The organism is Flavobacterium litorale (assembly GCF_019613795.1).
In the GTDB taxonomy this organism is placed as follows: Bacteria; Bacteroidota; Bacteroidia; order Flavobacteriales; family Flavobacteriaceae; genus Flavobacterium; species Flavobacterium litorale.
Genome location: NZ_CP080429.1, coordinates 2,445,766 through 2,469,433, shown reverse-complemented (window position 1 = coordinate 2,469,433; position 23,668 = coordinate 2,445,766). Strand labels below are relative to the sequence as shown.

Annotated in this window: 16 protein-coding genes and 1 other RNA gene; 8 read left to right on the top strand and 9 right to left on the bottom strand. The window is 37.2% G+C overall.

Annotated elements, in window-relative coordinates; all coding sequences use genetic code 11:
* Positions 1-113 precede the first annotated feature (113 nt).
* The 3 genes from porQ (at position 114) to K1I41_RS11215 (ending at position 3,344) form a co-directional block, all read left to right on the top strand.
* Entirely contained in the window at positions 114-1,130 is a 1,017-nt protein-coding gene (gene porQ / locus K1I41_RS11225; RefSeq protein WP_220640434.1) for a type IX secretion system protein PorQ, read from the top strand.
* Between the two features lie 69 nt (positions 1,131-1,199).
* A complete protein-coding gene (cmk, locus tag K1I41_RS11220; RefSeq protein WP_220640433.1) occupies positions 1,200-1,883 on the top strand; it encodes a (d)CMP kinase in 684 nt (227 codons plus the stop codon).
* 87 nt (positions 1,884-1,970) lie between these two features.
* Positions 1,971-3,344 (top strand): nucleoside permease, encoded by a 1,374-nt coding sequence (locus tag K1I41_RS11215; protein ID WP_220640432.1) that lies wholly within the window; start codon positions 1,971-1,973, stop codon positions 3,342-3,344.
* Between the two features lie 88 nt (positions 3,345-3,432).
* Here the strand turns inward: K1I41_RS11215 and K1I41_RS11210 are convergent, their stop codons facing one another.
* Complete coding sequence (locus K1I41_RS11210; protein ID WP_220640431.1) at positions 3,433-6,738, bottom strand: T9SS type B sorting domain-containing protein; 3,306 nt, start codon at positions 6,736-6,738, stop codon at positions 3,433-3,435.
* 334 nt (positions 6,739-7,072) lie between these two features.
* On the opposite strand from K1I41_RS11210, the gene rpsA reads away from it, so the two are divergent.
* Complete coding sequence (gene rpsA, locus K1I41_RS11205; protein WP_220641879.1) at positions 7,073-8,839, top strand: 30S ribosomal protein S1; 1,767 nt, start codon at positions 7,073-7,075, stop codon at positions 8,837-8,839.
* Positions 8,840-9,188: 349 nt separating this feature from the next.
* On the opposite strand, the gene K1I41_RS11200 is transcribed toward rpsA, so the two are convergent.
* Positions 9,189-10,241, bottom strand: coding sequence for a glutaminyl-peptide cyclotransferase (locus K1I41_RS11200; protein WP_220640430.1), 1,053 nt, complete (start codon positions 10,239-10,241; stop codon positions 9,189-9,191).
* A gap of 88 nt (positions 10,242-10,329) precedes the next feature.
* On the opposite strand from K1I41_RS11200, the gene ffs reads away from it, so the two are divergent.
* Positions 10,330-10,428: signal recognition particle sRNA small type (gene ffs, locus K1I41_RS11195), an RNA gene on the top strand.
* A 56-nt stretch (positions 10,429-10,484) separates the two neighbouring features.
* Here ffs and K1I41_RS11190 read toward each other — a convergent pair.
* The gene (locus K1I41_RS11190) at positions 10,485-11,435 is read right to left on the bottom strand and encodes a bestrophin family protein (RefSeq protein WP_220640429.1); all 951 of its coding nucleotides are present in this window, start codon (positions 11,433-11,435) and stop codon (positions 10,485-10,487) included.
* A 219-nt stretch (positions 11,436-11,654) separates the two neighbouring features.
* Between K1I41_RS11190 and K1I41_RS11185 the strand changes: the two genes are divergently transcribed.
* Together K1I41_RS11185 and fsa are read left to right on the top strand one after the other, a co-directional pair.
* Positions 11,655-12,470 (top strand): SDR family oxidoreductase, encoded by an 816-nt coding sequence (locus K1I41_RS11185; protein ID WP_220640428.1) that lies wholly within the window; start codon positions 11,655-11,657, stop codon positions 12,468-12,470.
* 44 nt (positions 12,471-12,514) lie between these two features.
* Positions 12,515-13,171 (top strand): fructose-6-phosphate aldolase, encoded by a 657-nt coding sequence (fsa, locus tag K1I41_RS11180; RefSeq protein WP_220640427.1) that lies wholly within the window; start codon positions 12,515-12,517, stop codon positions 13,169-13,171.
* Positions 13,172-13,249: 78 nt separating this feature from the next.
* Here fsa and K1I41_RS11175 read toward each other — a convergent pair whose 3' ends face one another.
* Together K1I41_RS11175 and K1I41_RS11170 are read right to left on the bottom strand one after the other, a co-directional pair.
* On the bottom strand, positions 13,250-15,070 hold the full coding sequence (locus K1I41_RS11175; RefSeq protein ID WP_220640426.1) for a chloride channel protein: 1,821 nt from the start codon (positions 15,068-15,070) through the stop codon (positions 13,250-13,252).
* Positions 15,071-15,186: 116 nt separating this feature from the next.
* Positions 15,187-15,771, bottom strand: coding sequence for an acyl carrier protein phosphodiesterase (locus K1I41_RS11170; RefSeq protein WP_220640425.1), 585 nt, complete (start codon positions 15,769-15,771; stop codon positions 15,187-15,189).
* Positions 15,772-15,912: 141 nt separating this feature from the next.
* Between K1I41_RS11170 and glmM the strand changes: the two genes are divergently transcribed.
* A complete protein-coding gene (gene glmM / locus K1I41_RS11165) occupies positions 15,913-17,304 on the top strand; it encodes a phosphoglucosamine mutase (RefSeq protein ID WP_220640424.1) in 1,392 nt (463 codons plus the stop codon).
* Between the two features lie 59 nt (positions 17,305-17,363).
* Here glmM and K1I41_RS11160 read toward each other — a convergent pair whose 3' ends face one another.
* The 4 genes from K1I41_RS11160 to K1I41_RS11145 form a co-directional block, all read right to left on the bottom strand.
* Positions 17,364-18,104 carry a YdcF family protein gene (locus tag K1I41_RS11160; protein WP_220640423.1) on the bottom strand — a complete coding sequence of 247 codons (741 nt, stop codon included), beginning with the start codon at positions 18,102-18,104 and terminating at the stop codon, positions 17,364-17,366.
* Between the two features lie 85 nt (positions 18,105-18,189).
* Positions 18,190-22,125, bottom strand: coding sequence for a choice-of-anchor I family protein (locus K1I41_RS11155; RefSeq protein WP_220640422.1), 3,936 nt, complete (start codon positions 22,123-22,125; stop codon positions 18,190-18,192).
* A gap of 264 nt (positions 22,126-22,389) precedes the next feature.
* Positions 22,390-23,142, bottom strand: coding sequence for a triose-phosphate isomerase (gene tpiA, locus K1I41_RS11150; RefSeq protein ID WP_220640421.1), 753 nt, complete (start codon positions 23,140-23,142; stop codon positions 22,390-22,392).
* On the bottom strand, positions 23,142-23,648 hold the full coding sequence (locus K1I41_RS11145; protein WP_220640420.1) for a TlpA family protein disulfide reductase: 507 nt from the start codon (positions 23,646-23,648) through the stop codon (positions 23,142-23,144). The genes tpiA and K1I41_RS11145 overlap by 1 nt, the downstream gene beginning before the upstream one ends.
* Between the last annotated feature and the right edge of the window lie 20 nt (positions 23,649-23,668).

Genomic DNA, 23,668 nt, shown 5'->3' with positions numbered 1-23,668 from the left:
TTTTTGCATATATAATAGCATAAAAAACGGCTGAAATTTATTAGCCGTTTTTTTGTATAAAAATAATATCTTCGCAGTTGCGTTATAGTATGCACAAAACGTATGTAACAAGAATGTTCAAAAAAGGTTATCTTTATTTTCTTCTACTCAGTAGTACATTGTCTTTTAGTCAAATAGGAGGTAGAGCAACCTATCAGTTTTTAAGCCTTGTCACCTCCCCACGCCAAGCTGCCCTTGGCGGAAAAACGGTTACTATTTACGATTACGATGTAAACCAAGCCATATATAACCCTGCAACCATTAACCCAGATATGCACAACAGGCTCTCAGTAAATTATGGGAGTTATTTTGGCGAAGTAACCTATGGTACTGCTGCCTATGCCTATACGTACGATAGGCACGTACAAACATTCCATGCGGGTGTAACATACGTAAATTACGGTACTTTTGAAGGTCGTGACGAAGCAGGACTGTTAACAGGCGATTTTACAGGTAGCGAAATAGCACTCTCTTTTGGTTACGCCTACAACATTCCGTGGACGGATATTTACGTAGGAGCAAATGGTAAACTAATATCGTCTACGCTAGAAAGTTATAACTCCTTTGGTGGCGCAATAGACATAGGTGCATTGTATATTGACGAAGATAACGATATTAATATAGCCCTTGCCATACGTAATGTAGGTATGCAATTTACCACCTACGCAGGAGTGCAAGAGCGCTTACCATTAGAAATTATAGCAGGAATATCGCAGGAAGTTGAAAATGTGCCCATACGTTGGCACATAACCCTCGAGAATTTACAACAATGGAATATTGCCTTTTCTAACCCTAACCGTGCAGAACAAAGTATAGATGGTACGGTAGAAGAAGAAAAAGTATCGTTTGTAAATAATGCATTACGCCACCTTATTGTAGGAGCAGAACTTTTTCCAGGGAAAAGTTTTAACCTGAGAGTAGGCTACAACTTTAGGAGAGGTGAGGAGTTAAGGGTAGAGGAGCAACGAAATTTTTCTGGAATATCCGTAGGTATGGGACTACGTTTTAATAACCTGCGTTTTGATTATTCCTATTCCCGATACACATTAGCCGCAAATACCAGTTTGTTTGGACTAACCATAAAACTCTAGTAAAATAGTAGTTTCTTTGTCTACTATTTTACGTTTATCACTACTTTTGTGTATCGATAAATTTAGCACATGAAAAAAATTACTATTGCTATAGATGGTTTTTCTTCCACAGGAAAAAGCACACTCGCCAAACAACTCGCCAAACATTTAGGGTACGCATATGTAGATACGGGTGCCATGTACCGTGCTGTTACGTACTATGCAATGGAAGAGGGGTATATTGACGATAATCATTTTGATGAAAAAGCATTAGTAAACAATTTATCAAATATAAACCTTCGTTTTGTATTTAATGCTGATTTGGGTTTTGCAGAAATGTATTTGAACGGACAAAACGTAGAGAAAGTAATACGTACCCTAGCCGTATCCAGTAAAGTTAGCCGAGTAGCAGCAGTATCTGCCGTAAGGGCTAAATTAGTAGAACAGCAACAGCAAATGGGAGCCAATAAAGGTGTGGTAATGGACGGACGTGATATTGGCACAGTTGTATTTCCTGATGCCGAGTTAAAATTATACATGACGGCTAGTGCACAAACCCGTGCGCAGCGACGCTATGACGAACTTATTGCAAAAGGCGATAAGGTAACTTACGAAGAGGTGTTAAAAAATGTACAAGAACGCGATAGTATTGATTCGACTAGGGCAGACTCACCACTGGTAAAAGCAGACGATGCTATAGCCATAGATAACTCCGAACTGACCATACAAGAACAATTTGATAAAGTACTAACACTTGTAGCTAGTGTAACTTGAACTTTTGCAACTACATTACCTTAAAAATCAAATTTTATTGATAGTTTTACCGCTGTTAATTAAACGTTAATTTAAGTATTGCTTTTTATGGGGATTAAAAACCGCCTCGTTACCATGAGTTTCTTACAATTTTTTGTTTGGGGCGCATGGCTCATAACTATTGCTAATTATTGGTTTGGTACTAAACATTGGGATGGAACCCAATTTGGACTTGTATTTGGTACTATGGGAATTGCCTCTATATTTATGCCCACCCTAACAGGTATAATAGCCGATAAATGGATAAATGCAGAACGGTTATACGGTGTACTCCATTTACTATACGCAGCAGCTCTTTTTTACATTCCTCAGGTAAACGACCCTACTACGTTTATATATGTAATGCTGGTAGCCATGTGTTTTTATATGCCTACCATTGCATTAAGCAATTCTATATCCTATACTGCACTAAAACTAAACAATCTTGACGTTGTTAAGAGCTTTCCGCCCATACGGGTATGGGGTACTATAGGTTTTATTGCTGCCATGTGGATTACCAATTTAACGGATAATAAAGCTACCGAATATCAGTTTTATATTGCAGGTTTAGCGGCTGTTATTTTAGGTTTTTACTCCTTTACATTACCTAAATGTAAGCCGCAGAATACAAAAGCAAATTCCTCTTTAATAGAAGCATTGGGGCTAGAAGCCTTTAAATTATTTGGCGTATATAAAATAGCCTTATTTTTTATATTCTCCATGTTTTTAGGTGCAGCCCTACAGCTTACAAACGCTTATGGCGATGTTTTTTTAGATGAGTTTAAATTTTTCCCCAAATACGCTAGTTCCTTTGTAGTAGAATATTCTACTATAATAATGTCCATATCACAAGTTTCCGAAACCTTATTTATACTTGCCATTCCTTTCTTTCTAAAGCGTTTTGGTATTAAGCAGGTAATGCTTATTAGCATGTTTGCTTGGGTGCTTCGGTTTGCACTTTTTGCCTATGGCGATCCTGTTACAGGATTGTGGATGATTATACTATCGTGTGTTGTATATGGTATGGCATTTGACTTTTTCAATATATCAGGTTCATTATTTATAGAAACGACTACGCCCGCAAAAATACGCTCTTCGGCACAAGGTTTATTTATGATGATGACAAACGGATTTGGTGCTGTAGCTGGTAGTTTTATTTCGGGTTGGATGATTGATAAATATTTTACAAAGTCGTTTACTAGTACGACAGGTTTGGCGGACTTTTTAGAAACAGAATCTTCTAATACCGTAATGCTAAAGTTTATTGAAGAAAGAAATGTTGAAGTAGCTGCTAACGGTAGTTTTACCGATACTATTTTTATGAAAGATTGGCACAGCATCTGGCTAGCTTTTGCTATATATGCATTAGTTATTGCTATTGCTTTTGCTATATTATTTAAGCATAAACACGACCCTAAGGCAGTGGCAACTATTAGTCATTAATTGCACATACTATTTAAAAACACTAGCGGCTAAAGTATACTTTAGCCGCTAGTGTTTTATGGGGATATATATTATTTATTTCTGAATATTAGCGCACCATTGAGAAGTGCCCCTTGTATTCTTTTCCGTTTTGGCGGGTTACTACAAACCAATAGTCGGTAGCAGGAAGTTTTTTGCCATTTAGCGTTCCGTCCCAACCCTCACTACTGGATAGGAATCCAGTGATTGCTTTCCCATAGCGGTCATAAATATACACATGTAAATCAGGCTCTAGTCTGCTAAATTCAATACGCCATGTTTCATTCACACCATCACCATTCGGGGTGAAAAATTTAGGGTAGGTTAGCAGGAAAACATCTTCGGTAGCAATACCACAATCAAATTTATCACGTACGTAAACATCGTACTGCCCAGGCTCTAAACCTGTAAATGTATTGCTCTCCTGATAAATAATGCCATCTAAAGAGTATTCAAAATGGTCTAAATCGGTAGTGTTTTCCAGTATAACGGTTATAATATTATTATTTTCAGTCCAATCTTCAATAGTCACCTCATTTATTTCTGGGGCTTGTGAGTTGGTTACAGTTACTGTTTTTGTTGTTTCGCAGCCTTGTGTATCGGTTACGGTTACAGTATACTCTCCAGTTTCTTCAACTGTAATAGCTCTAGTTTCTTCTTCGGTAGACCATAGGTAACTTTCGTAGCCCGCATCAGCAACTATTCGTACACTCTTGCCTTCGCACGCCGACCATACATCTTGCATTTGTAATTGAGGTAATTCGCGTATAATTATCCTAAATGATGTTGTTGCATAACAATCTTCGGCACTTTCGTTAAACACCACCCGAGCAAAAATTTCGCTCAAACCAATGTTTGCAGTATATTCCATTGGTAGTGGTGCAGCACCCGTCTCGGCATCATTTTCATTACTGTGGTAGGTAAGTGTAACCTCGTCTAAACTTTGTCCGTTAAGTATTGTTTCATCAAAGTCAGCAAGATTATAGTTTTCTATTCCATCACCGCCTTCGTCACAAATATCAATATTATTAGGTGCTGTTGCGTTGACTAATGATGGCAATTCGGCAACATTAAAGGGCAATGTATCAAAGTTACCACAAGGGTCATCAACCCTTAACTCGTATATGGCCGATTCCAACCCTAAAAATATATTGTTGTTGCCATTACCAATGGTAAAGCTAGTGTCACCATTTTTACTAATTATGGTATAGGTAAGCGGTTCTGCACCAATAGCAGTTATTTCTACATCGGCAACGCTACCAGAGCAGGTAAGGCTTTTTATATCGGTTATGTTTAAATCGTCGAAAAACTCAAATTCATATAATATTTCTACACAGTCTTTCTCGTTAACACCATTACCAAATGACTTAAACGATTTAAGAACTCTAAAGTTGCCTGTACTAATTAGGTTAATTGTAGTAGCGTTATTGTTTACCTCTAAACTATTGTTGTTCATGGGTAGCGTACCTTCTTCATAGTTGCCGCCTGCCATTGTTGGATGCCCCCACGTATTGGTATCTGGGTCAATTAATTTTTGAAGCCAAAACTTATTAAATGCCACACCATTACTATTGTGTGCCACATTAAGATCGAATGCGCCACAGTAACGTACTTCGGAAATTTCATTACTTGTTACTTCATATCCTGTTACTGTTCCCGATATAGTCAATTCATCAGTGCAATCAGTATCTGCAGTAAAAGTATATTCGCCAGGGGGTAGGCTGTCCATATATAACGCTCCATCTCCTGCTACAAATTCAAAGGCATTAAACGGAAGCGTTTCGCTAAATGCTGCTGGTGCACTGGTAATAGTTACAGCAGTTAGTGGGAAACCGCTACCAACTCTTATAGAGCCTAAACCTATAGCACAGTCGGGGCGGGCATTGTATGTAATACCTGAAGCGCTAAATTCTGGAATTTCAATTTCTATAGGGTACACATTATCGCATTCGTCAATAACCTCAAATTGGTATATTCCTGGTGGTAACCCGTCCACTTCTACGTTATCATCATCGTTTATATTCCCCGAGAGGTCATAAGGTAATGTTTCAATATATTCGGCGGGTGCTGTAAGAATGTTACCACCTACTAATATAAATCCAGGCAATACTATTTCAGTTGTACCCAAATTATCCTCGCAATCATTATTTCTTGAATTATCTAAGGGCTGTATTTCTTCATCCTCTTCAATCAAAATAGTACCTGTTTCACTACGACCGCAGGCATCTGTAATGGTAAATTCGTAAAACCCAAAGGGTACTGGGGCATCAGAGGCTCCGTATATAACTTGTTCTCCAGCAAACGGTCCTGGATGTTGCGTATTCGCTATTTCAGGGTCAAAATCTTCTGGAAATTCCGTAAATGTTATGGTATAAGGCGCTACGTATTTGGCAACACCTATCAAAATAATTTTACCTCCGCACTCTGCATTATCAAAACCGCCATCTGCTCTAAGTTTTTGCCTAATGAGATTGTTGGGTACAGAATATATTCTGCCACAACCATCAGTAATTTCTAAATCGTAAAAATAGTCGGTATCATAAAAAAAAGGTACTTCTTGTGTTGTTTCATCTTCTACTCCTAATACATCTGTAAATATAATGGGATCGCCTCCATCTGGTGGGAATAATGTATAGGTAATATTTACAGGACCTGGTATTGGAATATCAGGGTTTTGAGGTGTTATAGTGTGGCTTATGGTTATTGTATTACAATCGGGTAACTCGGCATCAGGGAATCCTGTTCCACTTATTACCATTACCGATTCTGTAGAGATTACAGTATGCGCCTTTACAATTCCTTCGCCACAATTATCTATTACTCTTACGGTGTAGGTACCTGCGGGTACACCTTCAAATGTATTCGATTCTTGCGCTGGTGCTGTAACAGGTCCTGTAAGTATCTCGTATGTTTCAGGATTCCCCTGTGTTACAATTATGTTTATAATACCATCGTCGCCACATACAGTACTATCACTAGTTACATTGTAAATTAAGGGTTCTGTTTCATCAGCAATAATAACTTCTTGTTCGTCGCTAACGGTAGTTCCATCAATAGTTTGTGTAGCAACAACAAGGTAAGTACCATCTGTAAGGTTACTAACTATGGGGTTTGTATTATTGTAAATTGCGTTTACGGTATTGGGCAATAAGTATACTATGTACGTAACAGGGGCATCAGGATTTTGGTTACTAACAGATAGCGTTAGCTGCCCGTTACCTAGGCAAGTTTGATTGGTAACATTAACATCGAGCAAAAACTCCTGTGCAACCGTAGTGTGTGAGTACAGTGCAGACCATAGCAATATTGCACATAGTATATATAACTTACGTGCGCATTGCCTTAAAGGACTTAATTCGAAGTCAAATAACGTCATAGCAAAAATTAAGATTAATAACTTAATTTTCAGGTTTTTTTCCAGTATACTAAGGTAGTTAAAATAGTTTAAACAAAAACTATGTTAAATATGTTTATAATTAAAATATAGTTATAAGGCTTTTACCAAATAGCATTTGTGTAATTATTGTAGTAAACGGTTGCCAAAAGGAATTCTATTTGTTTGTTAATCAAAAAAATAATAGTATTTTTGCACTCCTTTTGGCAGGAATGGGTTTCCAAAAGGGTATTTATTTTTTTATGTAAAACACTTCTGTAGTTTTCTTGCTGTATGAAACCCCAAGATGCGCAGAATACAAATTTTATTATCAGCAATGTCTGAAGAAACAAAAACAAAAGAAGAATTTTTAGCAGAGTTTAACTGGCATAACTTTGAAGAAGGTATTGATCCAGTTGATGAAAGTAACCTGAAAGAATTTGAAGATTTAGTTGAAAAAACGTTTATAGATACCGACAGCGATGAGGTAGTAGACGGTACTGTAGTACGCATCACTGATAGAGATGCTATTGTAGATATCAACGCAAAATCGGAAGGTGTTATATCACTTAACGAATTCCGTTACAACCCAAACTTAGCAGTTGGGGATAAAGTAGAAGTACTTATTGATGTTCGTGAAGATAAATCAGGACAGCTTGTACTTTCTCACAAAAAAGCACGTACTATTAAAGCGTGGGATAGAGTTATTAAAGCTAATGAAACAGGAGAAATTGTTAATGGTTTTGTAAAATGCAGAACTAAAGGCGGTATGATTGTAGATGTATTTGGTATTGAGGCTTTCCTTCCAGGTTCGCAAATAGATGTGAAACCAATTAGAGATTACGACCAGTACGTAAATAAAACTATGGAGTTTAAAGTGGTTAAAATTAACCATGAATTTAAAAACGTAGTAGTATCGCACAAAGCACTTATTGAGGCTGATATTGAGATACAGAAGAAAGAAATTATCGGTCAGCTTGAAAAAGGACAGGTACTTGAAGGTGTTGTTAAAAACATTACATCATACGGTGTATTTATTGACCTTGGTGGCGTTGATGGACTTATTCACATTACAGACCTTTCTTGGAGTCGTATTAATCACCCAAGTGAAGTACTTGAACTTGACCAGAAACTTAACGTGGTTATTCTTGATTTTGATGATGAGAAAACAAGAATACAACTTGGACTTAAACAACTTAACCCACACCCATGGGATGCACTTGATGCAAACCTTGCAGTAGGCGATAAAGTAAAAGGTAAAGTAGTGGTTATTGCTGACTACGGTGCGTTTATTGAAGTTGCTGAAGGTGTTGAAGGACTTATCCACGTTTCTGAAATGTCATGGTCTACACACTTACGTTCTGCACAGGACTTTGTGAAAGTAGGTGATGAGGTTGAAGCTCAGATATTAACCCTTGACAGAGAAGATCGTAAGATGTCGTTAGGTATTAAGCAACTTACGCAAGATCCTTGGACAGATATTACATCCAAATATCCTGTAGGTTCTAAACACACAGGTATTGTAAGAAACTTTACAAACTTTGGTATATTCGTAGAACTTGAAGAAGGTATTGATGGTTTAATATACATCTCAGACCTTTCTTGGACTAAGAAGATTAAGCACCCAAGTGAATTTGTAAATGTTGGTGATACATTAGAAGTACTTGTACTTGAATTGGATGTTGACGGACGTAAACTATCGCTTGGTCACAAACAAACTCAGGCTAACCCTTGGGATAAGTACGAAGACTCTTTCGGTGTAGGAACTGTACACAATGGTCCTATTGCTGAGATAGTAGATAAAGGTGCTACAGTAGCATTTAACGATGATATTGTTGCTTTTATTCCAACAAGACACTTAGAGAAAGAAGACGGTAAAAAACTTAAAAAAGGTGAAGTAGCTGACTTTAAAGTGATTGAGTTTAATAAAGAATTTAAAAGAGTAGTGGCATCGCACACGGCTACTTTTAAAGATGAAGAAGAGAAGAATGTTAAGGCTGCACAAGAGTCTAACAGCAATGCTAACAACGCAGAGAAAACCACTCTTGGTGATATTGATGCATTGGCAGCATTAAAAGAAAAAATGGAAAAAGGAGGTAACTAATCCGAATTCATTTTAATATACAAAGCCCTCACATTGTGAGGGCTTTTTTATATTTTTAAATTTGTAAAAACATTCGACTGATATGAAGTATACTTTAAAAAGGTTTTTTCAGTTTTTGATATTAGTAATTGTATGTTACTTTCCTGGATATATATTTTTGAATGTTACTGTGTTTTCAGAAGAAACAAATCATGTATTACGTAATATAATTGTCTTAATACCTTTTATGATAATTTCTTTTATCATTATAAAAGATAGAATTAAAGCTCGATACAATGGAAATGTTGATACACGAGAATAAAAAAAGCCTCCGCAATAGAAAGGCTTTTTTGTTATAGGCATTAAATAATTACTCTTTAATTCTTATCTCAAACATTTTATCCCAGTTTTTGCCTGTTACAAAAATAGTGTTGGTTTTAGGGTTATACGCAATACCATTAAGTACATCTAATTTTGGGTGTTTGGTAACTTTGGTTTTTAAATCAGAGAAATTAATAATACTTTCAACTGCACCCGTAGTAGGGTTTATAACAGCTATGGCATCTTTTTGGTATACATTACCATATATTTTACCATCTATCCATTCCAACTCGTTTACAGCTTTTATTTTGGTATTTTTGGTATATACATTAATATAATCAACCTCCTTCATCGTTTCAGGGTCTAGCTTCCATATTTTTTCAGTACCGTCACTTTGGTATAAATATTCGCCATCGTTAGTAAGCCCCCATCCCTCTATTTTTTTGGAATAGGTAAACTCGTTTATTTTTTCAAATGTATCGGCATCATATACAAAAGCAGTAGTTTCGCGCCACGTAAGTTGGTACACTTTGTTGTTTAGTATGGTAATTCCTTCGCCAAAGTACCTGTCGTCCTGCTTTATTTTTTTATACACTTCGCCCGTTTTGTAGTTTACTTTGCGCAGGGTAGAGCCTTTGTATTGCCCAGTTCCTTCGTATAGCGTATCCCTGTAAAACTCCAAACCCTGTGTATAAGCACTCATATCATGTGGGTAGGTGTTTACTATTTCGTACTCCAATAATTGTGGTGTTATGCTCGATGTTAGCTCTACACGACCTTCAACCTCTACATTATCATTTTCAAAAAACACAAGTGCTTTCAAGTTCTGGTAGCCAAACTTACGGTTGTTTAATGCTACCTTTAGTTTTTCGTTACCCGTTACAGCACCCACGCGGTTATCATTAATATAATAAACAACAGAATCAATTACCTTATTTTTTTCGTTTATTAACGATAAGGTAAGCGCATCTTCGGGCTGATACTGTTGTTTCATAGCCGAAGTATCTAACTTAAATAAATTATTTTTTTGTTTATTATCGTCGCCGCACGAATGTAGTGCTGTTGCCAACGAAATGAAAGCGAACAGTTTAGATATTTTCATAGTATTATTCATAGTTAAGGCAATATACAATTACATTTTCTAACCGCCTATAGCCTTGCAAAAATATAAAAATAATGTATCTTTGCACTGGCAAGTCCTACACGACCAGCTCCTGCAGAATCCTCCAGGGTGGGAACGCAGCAAAGGTATGCGGTTGTAGCGGTGCGATGTAGGTCGCTTGCCTTTTTTTATTTCTTTTTTGTAGCCTAATAGGGGCTTTTTTTGTGCCTATTTGTTACTCATTTACATTAAAAAGCCATCAGGGCTGCCTCCTATAGGTGCACGTAAATTAGTATCGTTAATCATCTCTCTCAAGTCAATTTCTATGGCTCTCGAAATCGAATCGATAGGTACATCATTATAGGAACCCTCAAAAGGATTTTCGGAATAATCGCCAATTTTTTCCATCAAGAAGAATACCCATATCGTAAGCCCCGATAGCGGAATCATTATCCAACATAATTCTATGGGCATTTTGTTTAATATATCTAGCAAGCCAAAAGGTATCATTAACGAAAATATAACCGACAGCCATAATGCTGTAGAGGCATATTGGCGCGGGAAGGGGAAATTTTTAATCCGTTCGCTACGTCCTTGGTCATCATAAAAAGTAGTTAGTAACTGATGAAATTCCATGTGCCTAAAATCATCAAAATAATTCTCATCCCTAAGGGTTTGCAAATCGGTTGCTTGTGCCGCTATAATTTGTGTAGCAACATTAGCTTTACTTATACACTCGTTAAGTTCTTTATCGCTTAAAAAGGGTTGTAATTCACTACTCAGTTCTTTCAAATAGTCGTTATTAGCACTCGGAAAAATTCTTGTAAACTTTTCGGTATCATGTTCCCACTCTCTTGGCAAACGGAGTTGATAGCGCAGTGCCGTTAACCACGCAATGTGTCTGTAAATAATTCTTTTCTTTATGCTAGGAGCATCTTTACCAATTATAAACGAGTGGGTAGCTGCCCCAAACGAGCGGCTGTTGTTTACAATACCACCCCATATTTTTCGGGCTTCCCAAACCCTGTCATAACTAGCATTGTTTTTAAATCCCAAATAAAAAGCAACTGCAATACCAATTACACTTATGGGGCTCCAGGGCAACCCAATATTAATATCGTAATTGTTAATTAAAAATAGATTCAGGAAATATATGGCGGTTGCGTAGAGCATTCCGAGCCAAAAGGGTTTCATAGACCATTTAAAAGTCATTAAAAAACTATAATTCCGTTTTACATACATAGGTAGTTTGTTTTTATAGTATAGCCGTTGCACTTGGCTTTTGAGGGCATAAGATATACAATTTTATAAAAACTACAGTTGTACTACGTATACAATAAACAGATTACGGTTTGTGTAAACCTTTACATATTTATGTATTTTTGACCGATTGTAACAAACGAGCATTTTTATATGATTAATTCTGGCAATAAAATAGTTTTAATAACAGGCGGTTCTTCGGGCATCGGTAAATCGGTAGGTAATTTTTTACACCAAAAAGGCTATACTGTATATGGTACAAGCCGTAACCCCGATAAGGTAACCGATTCTGTTTTTCCACTTATCGCTTTGGATGTTCGCGATGCTGAAAGCATTACTACTGCCGTTGCTACTGTAATAGAGCAATCTGGACGTATAGACGTGCTTATTAACAATGCGGGCGTAGGGATTACAGGACCTTTAGAGGAGTTACCAGATGATGCGATTAAAAATAATTTTGAGACTAATTTGTTTGGACCCATAACGGTTATAAAGGCTGTGTTACCCCACATGCGTACACAAAAACAGGGGCTTATTATAAATGTTACCTCTATAGCGGGGTACATGGGGCTACCATACCGTAGTGTGTATTCTGCCTCAAAAGGAGCATTGGAGTTAATTACCGAAGCATTACGCATGGAGGTTAAGCCCTTTGGTATTAGTATTACTAATGTTGCACCAGGCGATTTTGCAACTAATATTGCTGACAGACGTTACCATGCACCACTTATAAAAGGTTCCCCTTACGAAGTTACTTATGGGAATACGCTTGCTATGATGGACGAGCATGTAGATGGTGGTAGTAACCCAAACGAAATGGCAGAAGCGATATATAAAATAATACAAACACCAAACCCAAAGGTGCATTATAAAGTGGGTGCTTTTATGCAAAAATTTTCGATTGTATTGAAACGCGTTTTACCCGATAAGGTGTACGAAAAACTATTAATGAATCATTATAAATTGTAGTTTTGTACCTAACACAAATACACAACACATTATAAAAAAACGATATGAAATTTTTTATTGATACAGCAAATCTCGATCAGATAAAAGAAGCGCAAGAGTTGGGCGTACTTGATGGGGTAACTACCAATCCTTCATTAATGGCAAAAGAAGGCATTACAGGTAAAGAAAATATCTTGAAGCATTACACCGCTATTTGCGATATTGTAGATGGCGATGTGAGTGCTGAAGTTATTGCTACCGATTTTGAGGGTATGATTAAAGAAGGGGAGGAGCTTGCTGCTTTGCACAACCAAATTGTAGTAAAATTACCTATGATTAAAGATGGCATAAAGGCATGTAAATACTTTAGTGATAAGGGTATTAAAACCAACGTAACATTAGTATTTTCGGCTGGGCAAGCCATTTTAGCTGCTAAAGCAGGAGCTACGTACGTATCGCCATTTATTGGTCGTTTAGATGATATTTCTACTGATGGATTAAACCTTATTGAAGAAATTCGTTACATCTACGATAATTACGCTTATAATACTGAAATTCTTGCGGCATCCGTACGCCATACCATGCACATTGTAAACTGTGCTAAAATTGGTGCCGATGTTATGACGGGACCACTATCGGCCATTACAGGCTTAATAAAACACCCCCTTACAGACTCTGGATTGGCACAATTTATTGCCGACTATCAAAAAGGAAATAACTAGTTATAATATATTACTAGAACATAAAAAAGCCTATCCAATTCGGATAGGCTTTTTTTTATATATCGTTTGTTTATACTTTTATTCAATAACCATTTCTTTTACCCGTTGCCTGTAACTGCTTAGTATTTTATCTTTAAAGATAAAACCATAGTATTTCCCTTCCTTAAGTATCGGTAAATAATCAGTATTAGCAGCATCATACTTATCCATAATCATTTCCAAAGAATCCTGAATGGTCGCTACCTCAGTAGGTACTATCATCATCTCTTCTAGCTTACTGTACTTTATCTTAAACGAGCTAAAAGCAATATGGCGTATGGCATTAAAATCAATAACGCCCAACAATTTATTCTTTTCGTCAACCACCGCAAAAATACTCTGTTTGGTTGTTGACAGTAAGTTAACCACATCCTCAGGTTTTTGCATTGTGGTTACTGTTTTAAATTCGGTGTTAACTATGGCAAGTAAATCAAGGCTTGATAGTATATTCTTATCCTTATTCCCTGTAAATACTTCGCCTTTATCGGCTAAGTGTTTCACATCCATCGAGTGATTTTCGAATTGTTTGGATACCGCAAAACTAATGGATGACACAATCATGAGCGGAACCATAAGGTTATACCCCCCAGTAATTTCGCCAATAAGGAAAATAGCAGTAAGCGGTGCATGGAATAAGCCACTAAGCAAACCCGCCATACCTACTATGGTAAAGCTGCTTACAGGTAAGTTTTTTGCTAAACCTACCATATGCATGGACTTTGCTACAAAAAAACCAAGATACGACCCTACAAATAACGATGGTGCAAAGTTACCGCCGTTACCTCCGCTCGATAGTGTTAAGGCTGCTGCAAAAACTTTTAACAGCATAGTTACCCCTGCAAAGGCGAGTAATACCCAAGCATTTTCTTTAAAGCCCTCTAATAAGGTATTATTAAGCAATTCTTCAGGGTGCGAGTTGGCTAATACTTTAATGCTTTCGTACCCTTCACCAAATAGGGTAGGCGATAGGAATATGAGTGCTGCTAATGGTAGTGCCCCATATAGTCCTTTTTGGTAATCACTCTTTTTAAGTCGAGCAAAAAAGCCTTCTACGCGTTGGAATTGCCTAGTATGGTATACCGATATAAACCCGCAGAGTAAGCCTAATATAATGTAGTAGGGTATATTATGATAATCAAAAGGATGTTGTTGCTTAAACGATAGTAGCACTTCCTCGTTAAGTACTATGGTAGAAACGATTGCGCCTGTAGCAGCCGATATCATAATTGGGATAAAGGCGGTAATAGATACATCGGTAAGTACTACTTCTATAGCAAAAAGTACGCCTGCTATAGGGGCATTAAAGGCTGCGGCAATACCCGCTGCCACGCCACAAGCAAGTAGTAATATCCTGTCCTTTTTAGAGAGTTTGTAGTTTTGTGCAAAGTTAGAGCCAAATGCTGCTCCTGTTATGGTAATGGGCGACTCCAATCCTGCCGAGCCTCCAAGCCCTACGGTTAGCGAGCTGGTTATAATTTGGGCATACATTTGCTTTCGGGGCATAATACCTCCTTTTTTAGCAACAGCATACAGTATGCGCGAACTACCTTTTTCAATTTGTCCTTTTAGTAACTTCCTAACAATAAATATGGTAAGTAGTATACCTATAATAGGGAATATACTGTTTACATAAGGTAGTTTTAAATAATTGTCTATATAATTGGCAAAGTTAAAAACACTATGCGCAAATCCTTTTAGTATAATTACGGCAAGCGATGTGGATATCGCAACCAGTATGGCCGAAACGTAAATAAAGTGCCTTTCTGAAAGCAGACTTTTAATAATAAAAAATAGTGTTTCAATACGGCGCAGGTTATTTCGGAAAAATAATCTAACTTTTGAAACGTTACGATTAAGCATTTTATACTTGTAAAATTTGATTTTTTATAAACAGAGGGCAAAGTTACTTCATTTATAAAAAAATATAGCTCATTTATACGTTTTTTACGCAAATACTAAGCAGGCGCTAGCTCTTTTTATAACGTACGTTTTTTATCCTTCACAAAAGCCCGAACATCTTCAAAAAATAAAGTAAACTCACTTTCAAAATCGGTATAAAATGCCATAAGTTCTTTTACAGCATTTGTCATCCCCGATTTTTGTTTGGTGCGCCCGTCCATTTGCCGTAATATTTCGGCAATACCTGTTGTAGTCGCATAGCTGCCCAACCAATCTTGCTGTATCATGTAGGGCATCATGTTTTTTGTCTTTTCTGTAAGCAGGCTGTAATTATCTCTAAGCAATTGGTAAAATTGTTGTGTAAAATCCTGTAAAGGTTCATCATGATATTTACGCCAGTTTCTTGCTAAAAAATGGTCGTAAATAATATCTACAATAACCCCAGAGTAATGATGATATACAGGGTGTAATCGTTTGGTACTTTGCCTAAAAATAGGGTGTGCATCAGTATAACTATCTATAAAACGATGTAAGATAATTCCTTTTTGTACTTCGGCAGGGAATGAATTAAGTACTTGCCCACGAATACCGTCTGCCATAAAATTACCAATGGTAAGTAACTCATTATTGCCCGATAGGTATATGTGTGCTAAAAAGTTCATAGGTACAATGTAGCAATTAGTTTGTTAGCAACAAAGCTATAATGTAAACTCTATGTTTTCCTACAAAAAAAGTAATATTTACTTAAAACTAGAATTATTGTAACCCTTATATTTGTTATAACCAAAAAACTAAATTTTAATATGACATTAATCAAATCAATATCAGGTATTCGAGGAACTATTGGCGGTAAAACAGGTGATAACCTTACACCTGTGGATGCCGTAAAATTTGCTTCGGCATACGGAACTTGGCTAAAAGAACATGCTGGTAAGGAAAAAATAACGGTAGTTATTGGGCGCGATGCTCGTATATCGGGACCCATGATACACAATCTTGTTATGAACACGCTTGTTGGTTTAGGGATTAACGTAGTTGATTTAGGATTATCTACAACACCTACCGTAGAGGTAGCTGTACCGTTGGAAAAGGCAGATGGTGGTATTATATTAACAGCTAGCCATAACCCAAAACAATGGAACGCTTTAAAGTTACTTAACGAGAAGGGCGAGTTTTTAAGTGGTGCTGATGGTGCTAAAATTTTGGAAATAGCGGAGGCAGAAGCTTTTGATTTTTCTGATGTAGATAGTTTGGGCGAGGTTACTACGAATGATGCCTATATGGATATTCATATTGATGAGGTATTGAATTTACCATTGGTAGATGCTGACCTTGTTAAAAAAGCAGGATTTAAAGTAGTTGTAGATGGTGTTAACTCATCGGGTGGTATAATAATACCAAAACTATTGGAGCAAATGGGTGTTGAGGTTGTAGAATTATACTGTGAACCCAACGGTCATTTTCCACACAATCCTGAGCCATTAAAAGAGCACCTTACCGATATTTGCGATCTTGTGGTAAAAGAGAAAGCACACTTTGGTATTGTAGTGGATCCTGATGTGGATCGTTTGGCATTTATATCAGAAGATGGCGAAATGTTTGGCGAAGAATACACATTGGTAGCTTGTGCCGATTATGTGTTAAGCAAAACACCTGGCAATACGGTATCGAATATGTCATCATCGAGAGCGCTACGCGATATTACTCAAAAACATGGTGGTAGCTATGAGGCTAGTGCCGTAGGTGAGGTTAATGTAGTAACCTTAATGAAGAAAAATAATGCCATAATTGGTGGCGAAGGTAACGGTGGTATTATTTACCCAGAGTTGCATTACGGTCGTGATTCGTTGGTTGGGGTAGCCTTGTTTTTAACCTACCTTGCGGAGAATAACATCAAATCAGTAGCTAATTTAAGAGCTTCGTATCCGCAATATTATATGAGTAAGAATAAAATTGAGTTAACGCCACAAATAGATGTAGATGCGATACTAAAAGGCATGGAAGCTAAATATGCTAATGAAGAAGTATCTACTGTTGATGGTGTAAAAATTGATTTGGCTGAGGAGTGGGTGCACTTGAGAAAATCGAATACGGAGCCAATTATTCGTATTTATACCGAAGCACACACACAACAACAGGCTGATGCCCTTGCACTGCGCGTTATTAACGAAATAAAAGAAATAGCAGGAATATAATATAGTATCTACTTTTCACGTAAATAAAAAATCCCAGAAGCAACTCTGGGATTTTTTATTTATTCTTTAAACCATCTGTAATACAGTATACCTACGTACTCGTGTAGTGCTTTTTCGGTTTGTTTTGCTTTAGATGTTGAAGGCCACCAATTATACAACGCTGTTTCAGGATCTTTCTTTATACTGTAATCAGCAGGTGCTGGTATGGGGTGTAACCCCTGTTTTTTAAATGTTTCCATAGCTCTTGGCATGTGCGAGGCACTTGTAACCAATATAAATTTCTTTTTAGTACCAAAGCGTTTTTTAAAGGCAACAGCCTCGTCCCAAGTAGTGGCAGGCTCGGTAAGCATAATAGTATCTTTAGCCTGCACACCTAGCGTTAACGCTGCTTTTGCCATAACTTCGGCTTGTGATACTTTGCCAATTTTGTTACTATAACCAGAAAATATTAGTGTTGTGCCCTCCATTATAGTATAAATACGTATACCCTCTACCAACCTGCTTAATGCAGGTTCCGATAGTTTGTGAACTTCATTCATATTAGCATCTTTCGTATGCCCACCTCCTAAAACTAGCACAGGCAGAGATTTAGCTATTTGTCTGTTTTTAATGGGGTGGTATTGTTGCTCTAAACCACGCAACATATATACGGGTAGTGGCGATAATGTAAATAAAAACATATTTATAAAACCGAGCATTAAAAAAAAACGGGTTGCTTTTTTACGCTTTAATTTATAGCATAAAAATGCTATTGTTATTATAATCCAGAACAATACTATAGGACTTAAAACTTTGCTCATGGTTGTTTTGTGTTTTGCGAGATTGTAAAAATAAAAAAATCCTGCCCGTTAAGGCAGGATTAAAACTAAAACTGGAAATGAAAAATTACTTAACGATTAATTTTTTCACGATACCTTCGGATGTTTTTATAATGTACATACCCGAAGCCATTTTGGTTGTGTTAATTTTTAATGCTTGTTTTGCTGAGTGTATTAACTTACCATTTAAGTCGTACACATCAACATCTGCAACACGATTGAAGTAAACAATACCATCGTTTGCTGGGTTAGGGAATATTGTAAATGTTTTAGGTGCATATTCAAAATCGGTAGTACTTAAATTAGTAGTATCTACTTCGAATATGGTAAGAGTTCCGCTAACCTCATTAGCAACAATAACGTAGTTTTTATCGTTAGGACTATCGTCGCTACTAATAAAGGTAATGCCTTCTGGTGCGTGGTCACCTTCAAATGCTGTAGTATTTCTAGTATTCTTATAATCTGCAAATACGGGGTTAGCAGGGTCGGTAACATCATATACCATTACACCACCAACGCGCTCCAGACCGATAAATGCAAAGGTACGATTTGAAATAGTTCCTAAAACAACTCCTTCTGGTTCAGGACCTTTAGCACGGCTTCTTCCTTTAAAGTTGTTTTCATCATTATCGGAATTAAAGATGGCACTAAAGTTAGGATGGTTGGCAATATACATTTCAAAATCGTCTCCACTATCAAATACGATGTCTTTAGTATCAGCATTGAATATTGAGAATGAGCGCGAACCTACACAGTAAATCTGGTCAAAGTCTGTATCTCCGTCGCTATCACCGTTAAGGTTGGATACTCTAAAACGACCTGCATTAAAATCTTGCATTAGCATTTCCGCTTGTGGGTATGCTGCTGCATCAAGCATGTAATCGTCGTTGCCAATAGTTGTTCGCTCCTCAAAGTCACCATACTCTTTCTCGTCACCTTCGTTTGCCGTAATTATGTAATTAGTGCCGTTTACATTGTATGTAGCCAAGGCATCAGGAATGTAGTAGGCTTGTACTGGCCAGTTGGCAATAAGTATTTCGCTATTTCTGTCAGATATATCAAAACCGTTACCAGGTGCATTCATATCTTTAGTACCTAACGCCCAAATGTCTACCAATGTGTTGTTGTTTAGGTTAATTACAGCAATGGCGTTGTTTTCTTGTAGTGTTATCCATGCTGTTTCTGAGTTAGCACTTACAGCAACATATTCTGGTTCTAAATCTTGTGATAATGTGCTTGCAGTATATAATTTTCTTACACCATTTGCAATAAGCGTTGCTTCTTGTGCATTGTATGCTGTAAAATCTATTGTAGTAACGTTTGCATTTGTTAGTGAAGCTATATCACCTGTTACATCTATTATGCTTACAGAACCTTCGGGGTCTATCGTATAATCTTCGTTAGGTTGTCCTTCGTTAGCTGTAAGTACTTTAGTACCGTCTGGAGTAAATACAACATTGTCGGGTAATGCTCCTACTGTTACTTGGCTTAGGAATGTACCGTCGGTATCAAAAAATACTACTGAACCATTTAGTTGTTCGTCATCATTTGGCGATGCAACAGCTACTATACCGTTGTGTACTGCTACACTGGTAATACCACCGTAAGCACTCATATCTACAGACATTACTATAGTTGGTGCTTCTGGGTTAGAGAAATCGATAATATCAAGAAATCCTTCATCGGCACTTGTTGTAAATAAACGTTGTGAACCTGCATCGTACGATACAATTTCGCATGTGCTGTTGCCTGTACCCGATGGGTCGAAACTACCAATATAATCAAGCTCAATATCTTGGCTTGGTTGTGGTGCCATACGGTCGTTATCCTTAATGTATATTGTAATTAGTGTTTCGCCAACAATTTCAACAGCGTTATTGTTTTCAAGGCTTAATACAAAGTATTCTGCTTGTTGCTCTTCTTCAGTATCGTCAATAATAGGAATACTAATGATTTGTGTTAAATTACTAGTGCCTGTAAAGTTTAGTGTTGTTGTTGTGTATGTAAAATCGGTATCGTTTGCGGTACTAAATGGCGACGTTTTTAAAACAACATCTACAGATGCTATACTAGGGTTAAGTAGGCTTAGTGTTACATTTATTGTTCCTGCATCTTCATTAACAACCATGTAATCCATATCGAAAGCTATTTCGGTATTGTATCCAAAACTAAACTCATAAGCGCATGCCATTACTAATCCAGCAGTATCTTCAACGTTATTTACCGTAAGTTGGTAATCAGAACCTACTTCGAAAGCTGTTGTATAGTTAAGCGTTACTACGTTACCGTTTACAGTGGCATTATCTAAACCAGCTATACCAGTATAGTTTACTATTGATGTAGCCGATGCCATATTTAGTTCGTTGTTGAATGTTATTTGTATTGTAGTATTGTTAACTACAGTAACTTCTTGTACGGTTGGTGCACTCGGAAAGTTCCATGTTGGCCATGTTTGTGCTGGTGTTCCAGCAGCTGTACCTACCCAGTTAGCAGGGTTGAATATTGCCATTTTAAGGTCAGGAATTAAACCTGCTTGCGTACCATTGTAATAGGCATTTACCGTATTACCCTCTACATTATCTGGAGCGGTAGAAAGGTTAATGGAGCTAACACTATCTGTAAGTCCTAAAGGTAGCATGGACTCATTGCCTCCGCATGACGTATTATCTACTAGCCAAGCGTTAGATGACATTGCCGTAATGTAGTTTGGCATTGCTGCCGAACCTGTGTATATAATAACTTGGTCGCCATTGGAGCTAAGCCCAAAGTCATTACCTGTTACTTCTCCTAAGTTTGATGTTTTTTCTCCTGTTTGTATGGTAATTACAGTTCCAGCAGGTACGCAACTTGTAGCTGTCCACATAAGGGCGTCTTCACATTGTGGTTGTGCATTGCTAGTGTATTTAGAGTCTGTAAGGAATATAAATGTACCTTCAGTAATATCAACAAAAGTAATAATAGCAACCTCATCCTCTGTAGCAGAAGCGTTCATTCTGTAAGCCACTACGGCCATATCGCCAGGAGCAAATGCTGTTTGTAATGCTATAGTATTAAATGTTGCTGCTTGCGTATCTGTTACAGCATTATCGCTCATATCCTCAACAGTGTTACCCAACAACGCAACATAGTACTGTTGGTTGTTCATTAAATTAACTGTTGGCATAATTGTTATAGTATTATTGGCATAGGTAGTTGTAAATGGTACTGCCATACCATCGGCATCATCCAAACGAAGCTCTACTACTGATGCCGCATTAGCATCTGTAATAGGCGTATCATTTATAAGTCGTACAGGCTCGTTAAAAGCAATTTCTAATGTACCATCTACTGCTACAAAATTGGCTTCATTGGCAGGGGTAAGTATAGCAAGTGGTGCTGTAGTATCGTCTACACCGTCCATAAGCGTACCCATTACGGTAAGATTGTCAAATCTGTTATTACCACTGCTTCCTGCTGCGTTTTCGCCACCAAAATCAATCTTAAAGATAAAATCAGCGTTATTTTCTACACCATCAATACCCGAAAAGTCAACAGTTACCAAACCATAATCTTCAGTAGGGAAAAAGGTAGTTGTTGTAAGCCCTGTGTTACTATAGTTATTGCCACCATCTAGGCTATAGCTATAGTACTGCTCTGTAGCGCCCGAACTTGTTCTTCTGGTAGCAAAAGCTACCGTTACGTTTTCGTAACCTGTAGTTGGGAATTCGATTACTAACGAGCGGGTATTACTTGGATTTCTAGGACGTAGCCCGTTTCCTGCGGGTGAACCGTTTTGTGCATTTAAAATATCACCTGATACCTCATCCATATAACCATCTCCAGTACCAGGGTAGGTTATTTGTGGTGTTCCAGCTACTATAGAGTAGTCGGCAGCAACGGTTTCAATTTCATCTGTTACATCATTAAAATTCCAGTAGTGCATTAATTCTTGCGCACTTGATACGAATGTTACCATACAGAAAGCCAGTAACATAAGCATTTTTTTAGTGTAGTTGTTTAACATGGTTATGTAGTTTGTTAATAATAGCCACAAATCTCCATTTTGTACTTTAACTAATTATTAGTTAAAAATAACTACTACATTAACTTACTATTACGTAATGTATATTGAATGTAAAATTCACCGCAACGGCTTTATAATTACATAACTTTACTGCTTATTGTTTGTTTTTATGATATTGATATACTGTTAAGTAATAATAGTAAACAACAAGGGAGCAACTGTAGAGTTGCTCCCTTGTTAGTATGGTATTTATATAATAACTATTTATATGGCATTTACTATAGCAATAAAATCATCTGCTTGTAATGCCGCACCTCCTATTAAACCACCATCTACATCGGGTTTAGAGAATATTTCGTTGGCATTGGCAGGTTTTACACTACCGCCATATAATATGGATGTTGCATTGGCAACGCTTTCGCTGATGTTTTCTTTTAGCAACGTACGTATAAAGGCATGCATTTCCTGCGCTTGCTCTGGCGATGCTGTTTCGCCTGTACCAATTGCCCAAACGGGCTCGTAGGCTAATACAATATTTGACCACTGATTTTCGCTAATATGAAACAAGCCTTCTTTTAACTGCGATGCTACTACATTAAAATGATTTCCAGATTGTCTGTCCGCCAACTCTTCACCAAAGCAAAATATAATAGTAAGGTTGTGTTTTAGTGCTGTATTTACTTTTTCGGCAAGTAAACTATTGGTTTCGCCAAAATAAGCTCTCCTTTCAGAGTGTCCTAAAATTACCGTATTTACATTAATGCTTTTAAGCATTCCTACTGCCACTTCGCCTGTATAGGCACCGCTTTCGGCTTGGTGCATGTTTTGTGCAGCAACAATTACATTACTTCCTGCAGTTTGCTGTACGGCAGCCTGTAGGTTAACAAATGTAGGTGCTACTACTATTTTGGTTGTAGTTTCTGCTGGTTTTTTTGCTAATAACGCCTCTAGCAAATCGGAGGTTTGCTTACTGTCATTATTCATCTTCCAGTTTCCGGCAACAATCTGTTTTCTCATTATTTAAGCTTATTTAAGGTGTTGATTATTTTTTCGTCGTCAGCCTCTTTTGCGTAGTACATAGCTATATTACGCTCTTTATCTACTACAAGGTAACGCGGAATCCAGTCTAACTCTATTGAATTTCTAAAAGCACCATTTTTATACTCATCATGCCCTAAAAAGTAGTGCTCTCCTCTTACATCATATTTATCGATACCCGTTTTCCAAGCATCGGGCGTTTTATCATACGATAAAAACAGGTAAGCCACCTCAGGAAATTGCTCTTGCAATGCTTTTACTTTCGACATTCCTTTAATACAGTCGGGGCACCACGATGCCCATACATCTATAACAATTACTTTTCCTTCGTATTGGTTCAATACATCTTTAAACGACATTTCTGTACCGTCAATGTACGTCATTTTATCCTGTAAGGCTTCTTCGGTAAAACTAGTTGGTTCTTCTTTTTTGGTACATGCTACTATAGTAAGTAGTAACATGGGTAGTAATAGCATTTTGTTCATTATTTTTTAAATTTCGATTA

What these genes read in the sequence shown, in the direction of transcription:
- tpiA (WP_220640421.1), bottom strand. Translation starts at nt 23,142, where the DNA reads ATGAGAAAACAGATTGTTGCCGGAAACTGGAAGATGAATAATGACAGT.
- K1I41_RS11210 (WP_220640431.1), bottom strand. Translation starts at nt 6,738, where the DNA reads ATGACGTTATTTGACTTCGAATTAAGTCCTTTAAGGCAATGCGCACGT.
- K1I41_RS11185 (WP_220640428.1), top strand. Translation starts at nt 11,655, where the DNA reads ATGATTAATTCTGGCAATAAAATAGTTTTAATAACAGGCGGTTCTTCG.
- fsa (WP_220640427.1), top strand. Translation starts at nt 12,515, where the DNA reads ATGAAATTTTTTATTGATACAGCAAATCTCGATCAGATAAAAGAAGCG.
- K1I41_RS11160 (WP_220640423.1), bottom strand. Translation starts at nt 18,104, where the DNA reads ATGAGCAAAGTTTTAAGTCCTATAGTATTGTTCTGGATTATAATAACA.
- rpsA (WP_220641879.1), top strand. Translation starts at nt 7,073, where the DNA reads ATGTCTGAAGAAACAAAAACAAAAGAAGAATTTTTAGCAGAGTTTAAC.
- K1I41_RS11215 (WP_220640432.1), top strand. Translation starts at nt 1,971, where the DNA reads ATGGGGATTAAAAACCGCCTCGTTACCATGAGTTTCTTACAATTTTTT.
- K1I41_RS11155 (WP_220640422.1), bottom strand. Translation starts at nt 22,125, where the DNA reads ATGTTAAACAACTACACTAAAAAAATGCTTATGTTACTGGCTTTCTGT.
- cmk (WP_220640433.1), top strand. Translation starts at nt 1,200, where the DNA reads ATGAAAAAAATTACTATTGCTATAGATGGTTTTTCTTCCACAGGAAAA.
- K1I41_RS11190 (WP_220640429.1), bottom strand. Translation starts at nt 11,435, where the DNA reads ATGAAACCCTTTTGGCTCGGAATGCTCTACGCAACCGCCATATATTTC.
- K1I41_RS11170 (WP_220640425.1), bottom strand. Translation starts at nt 15,771, where the DNA reads ATGAACTTTTTAGCACACATATACCTATCGGGCAATAATGAGTTACTT.
- K1I41_RS11145 (WP_220640420.1), bottom strand. Translation starts at nt 23,648, where the DNA reads ATGAACAAAATGCTATTACTACCCATGTTACTACTTACTATAGTAGCA.
- porQ (WP_220640434.1), top strand. Translation starts at nt 114, where the DNA reads ATGTTCAAAAAAGGTTATCTTTATTTTCTTCTACTCAGTAGTACATTG.
- glmM (WP_220640424.1), top strand. Translation starts at nt 15,913, where the DNA reads ATGACATTAATCAAATCAATATCAGGTATTCGAGGAACTATTGGCGGT.
- K1I41_RS11175 (WP_220640426.1), bottom strand. Translation starts at nt 15,070, where the DNA reads ATGCTTAATCGTAACGTTTCAAAAGTTAGATTATTTTTCCGAAATAAC.
- K1I41_RS11200 (WP_220640430.1), bottom strand. Translation starts at nt 10,241, where the DNA reads ATGAAAATATCTAAACTGTTCGCTTTCATTTCGTTGGCAACAGCACTA.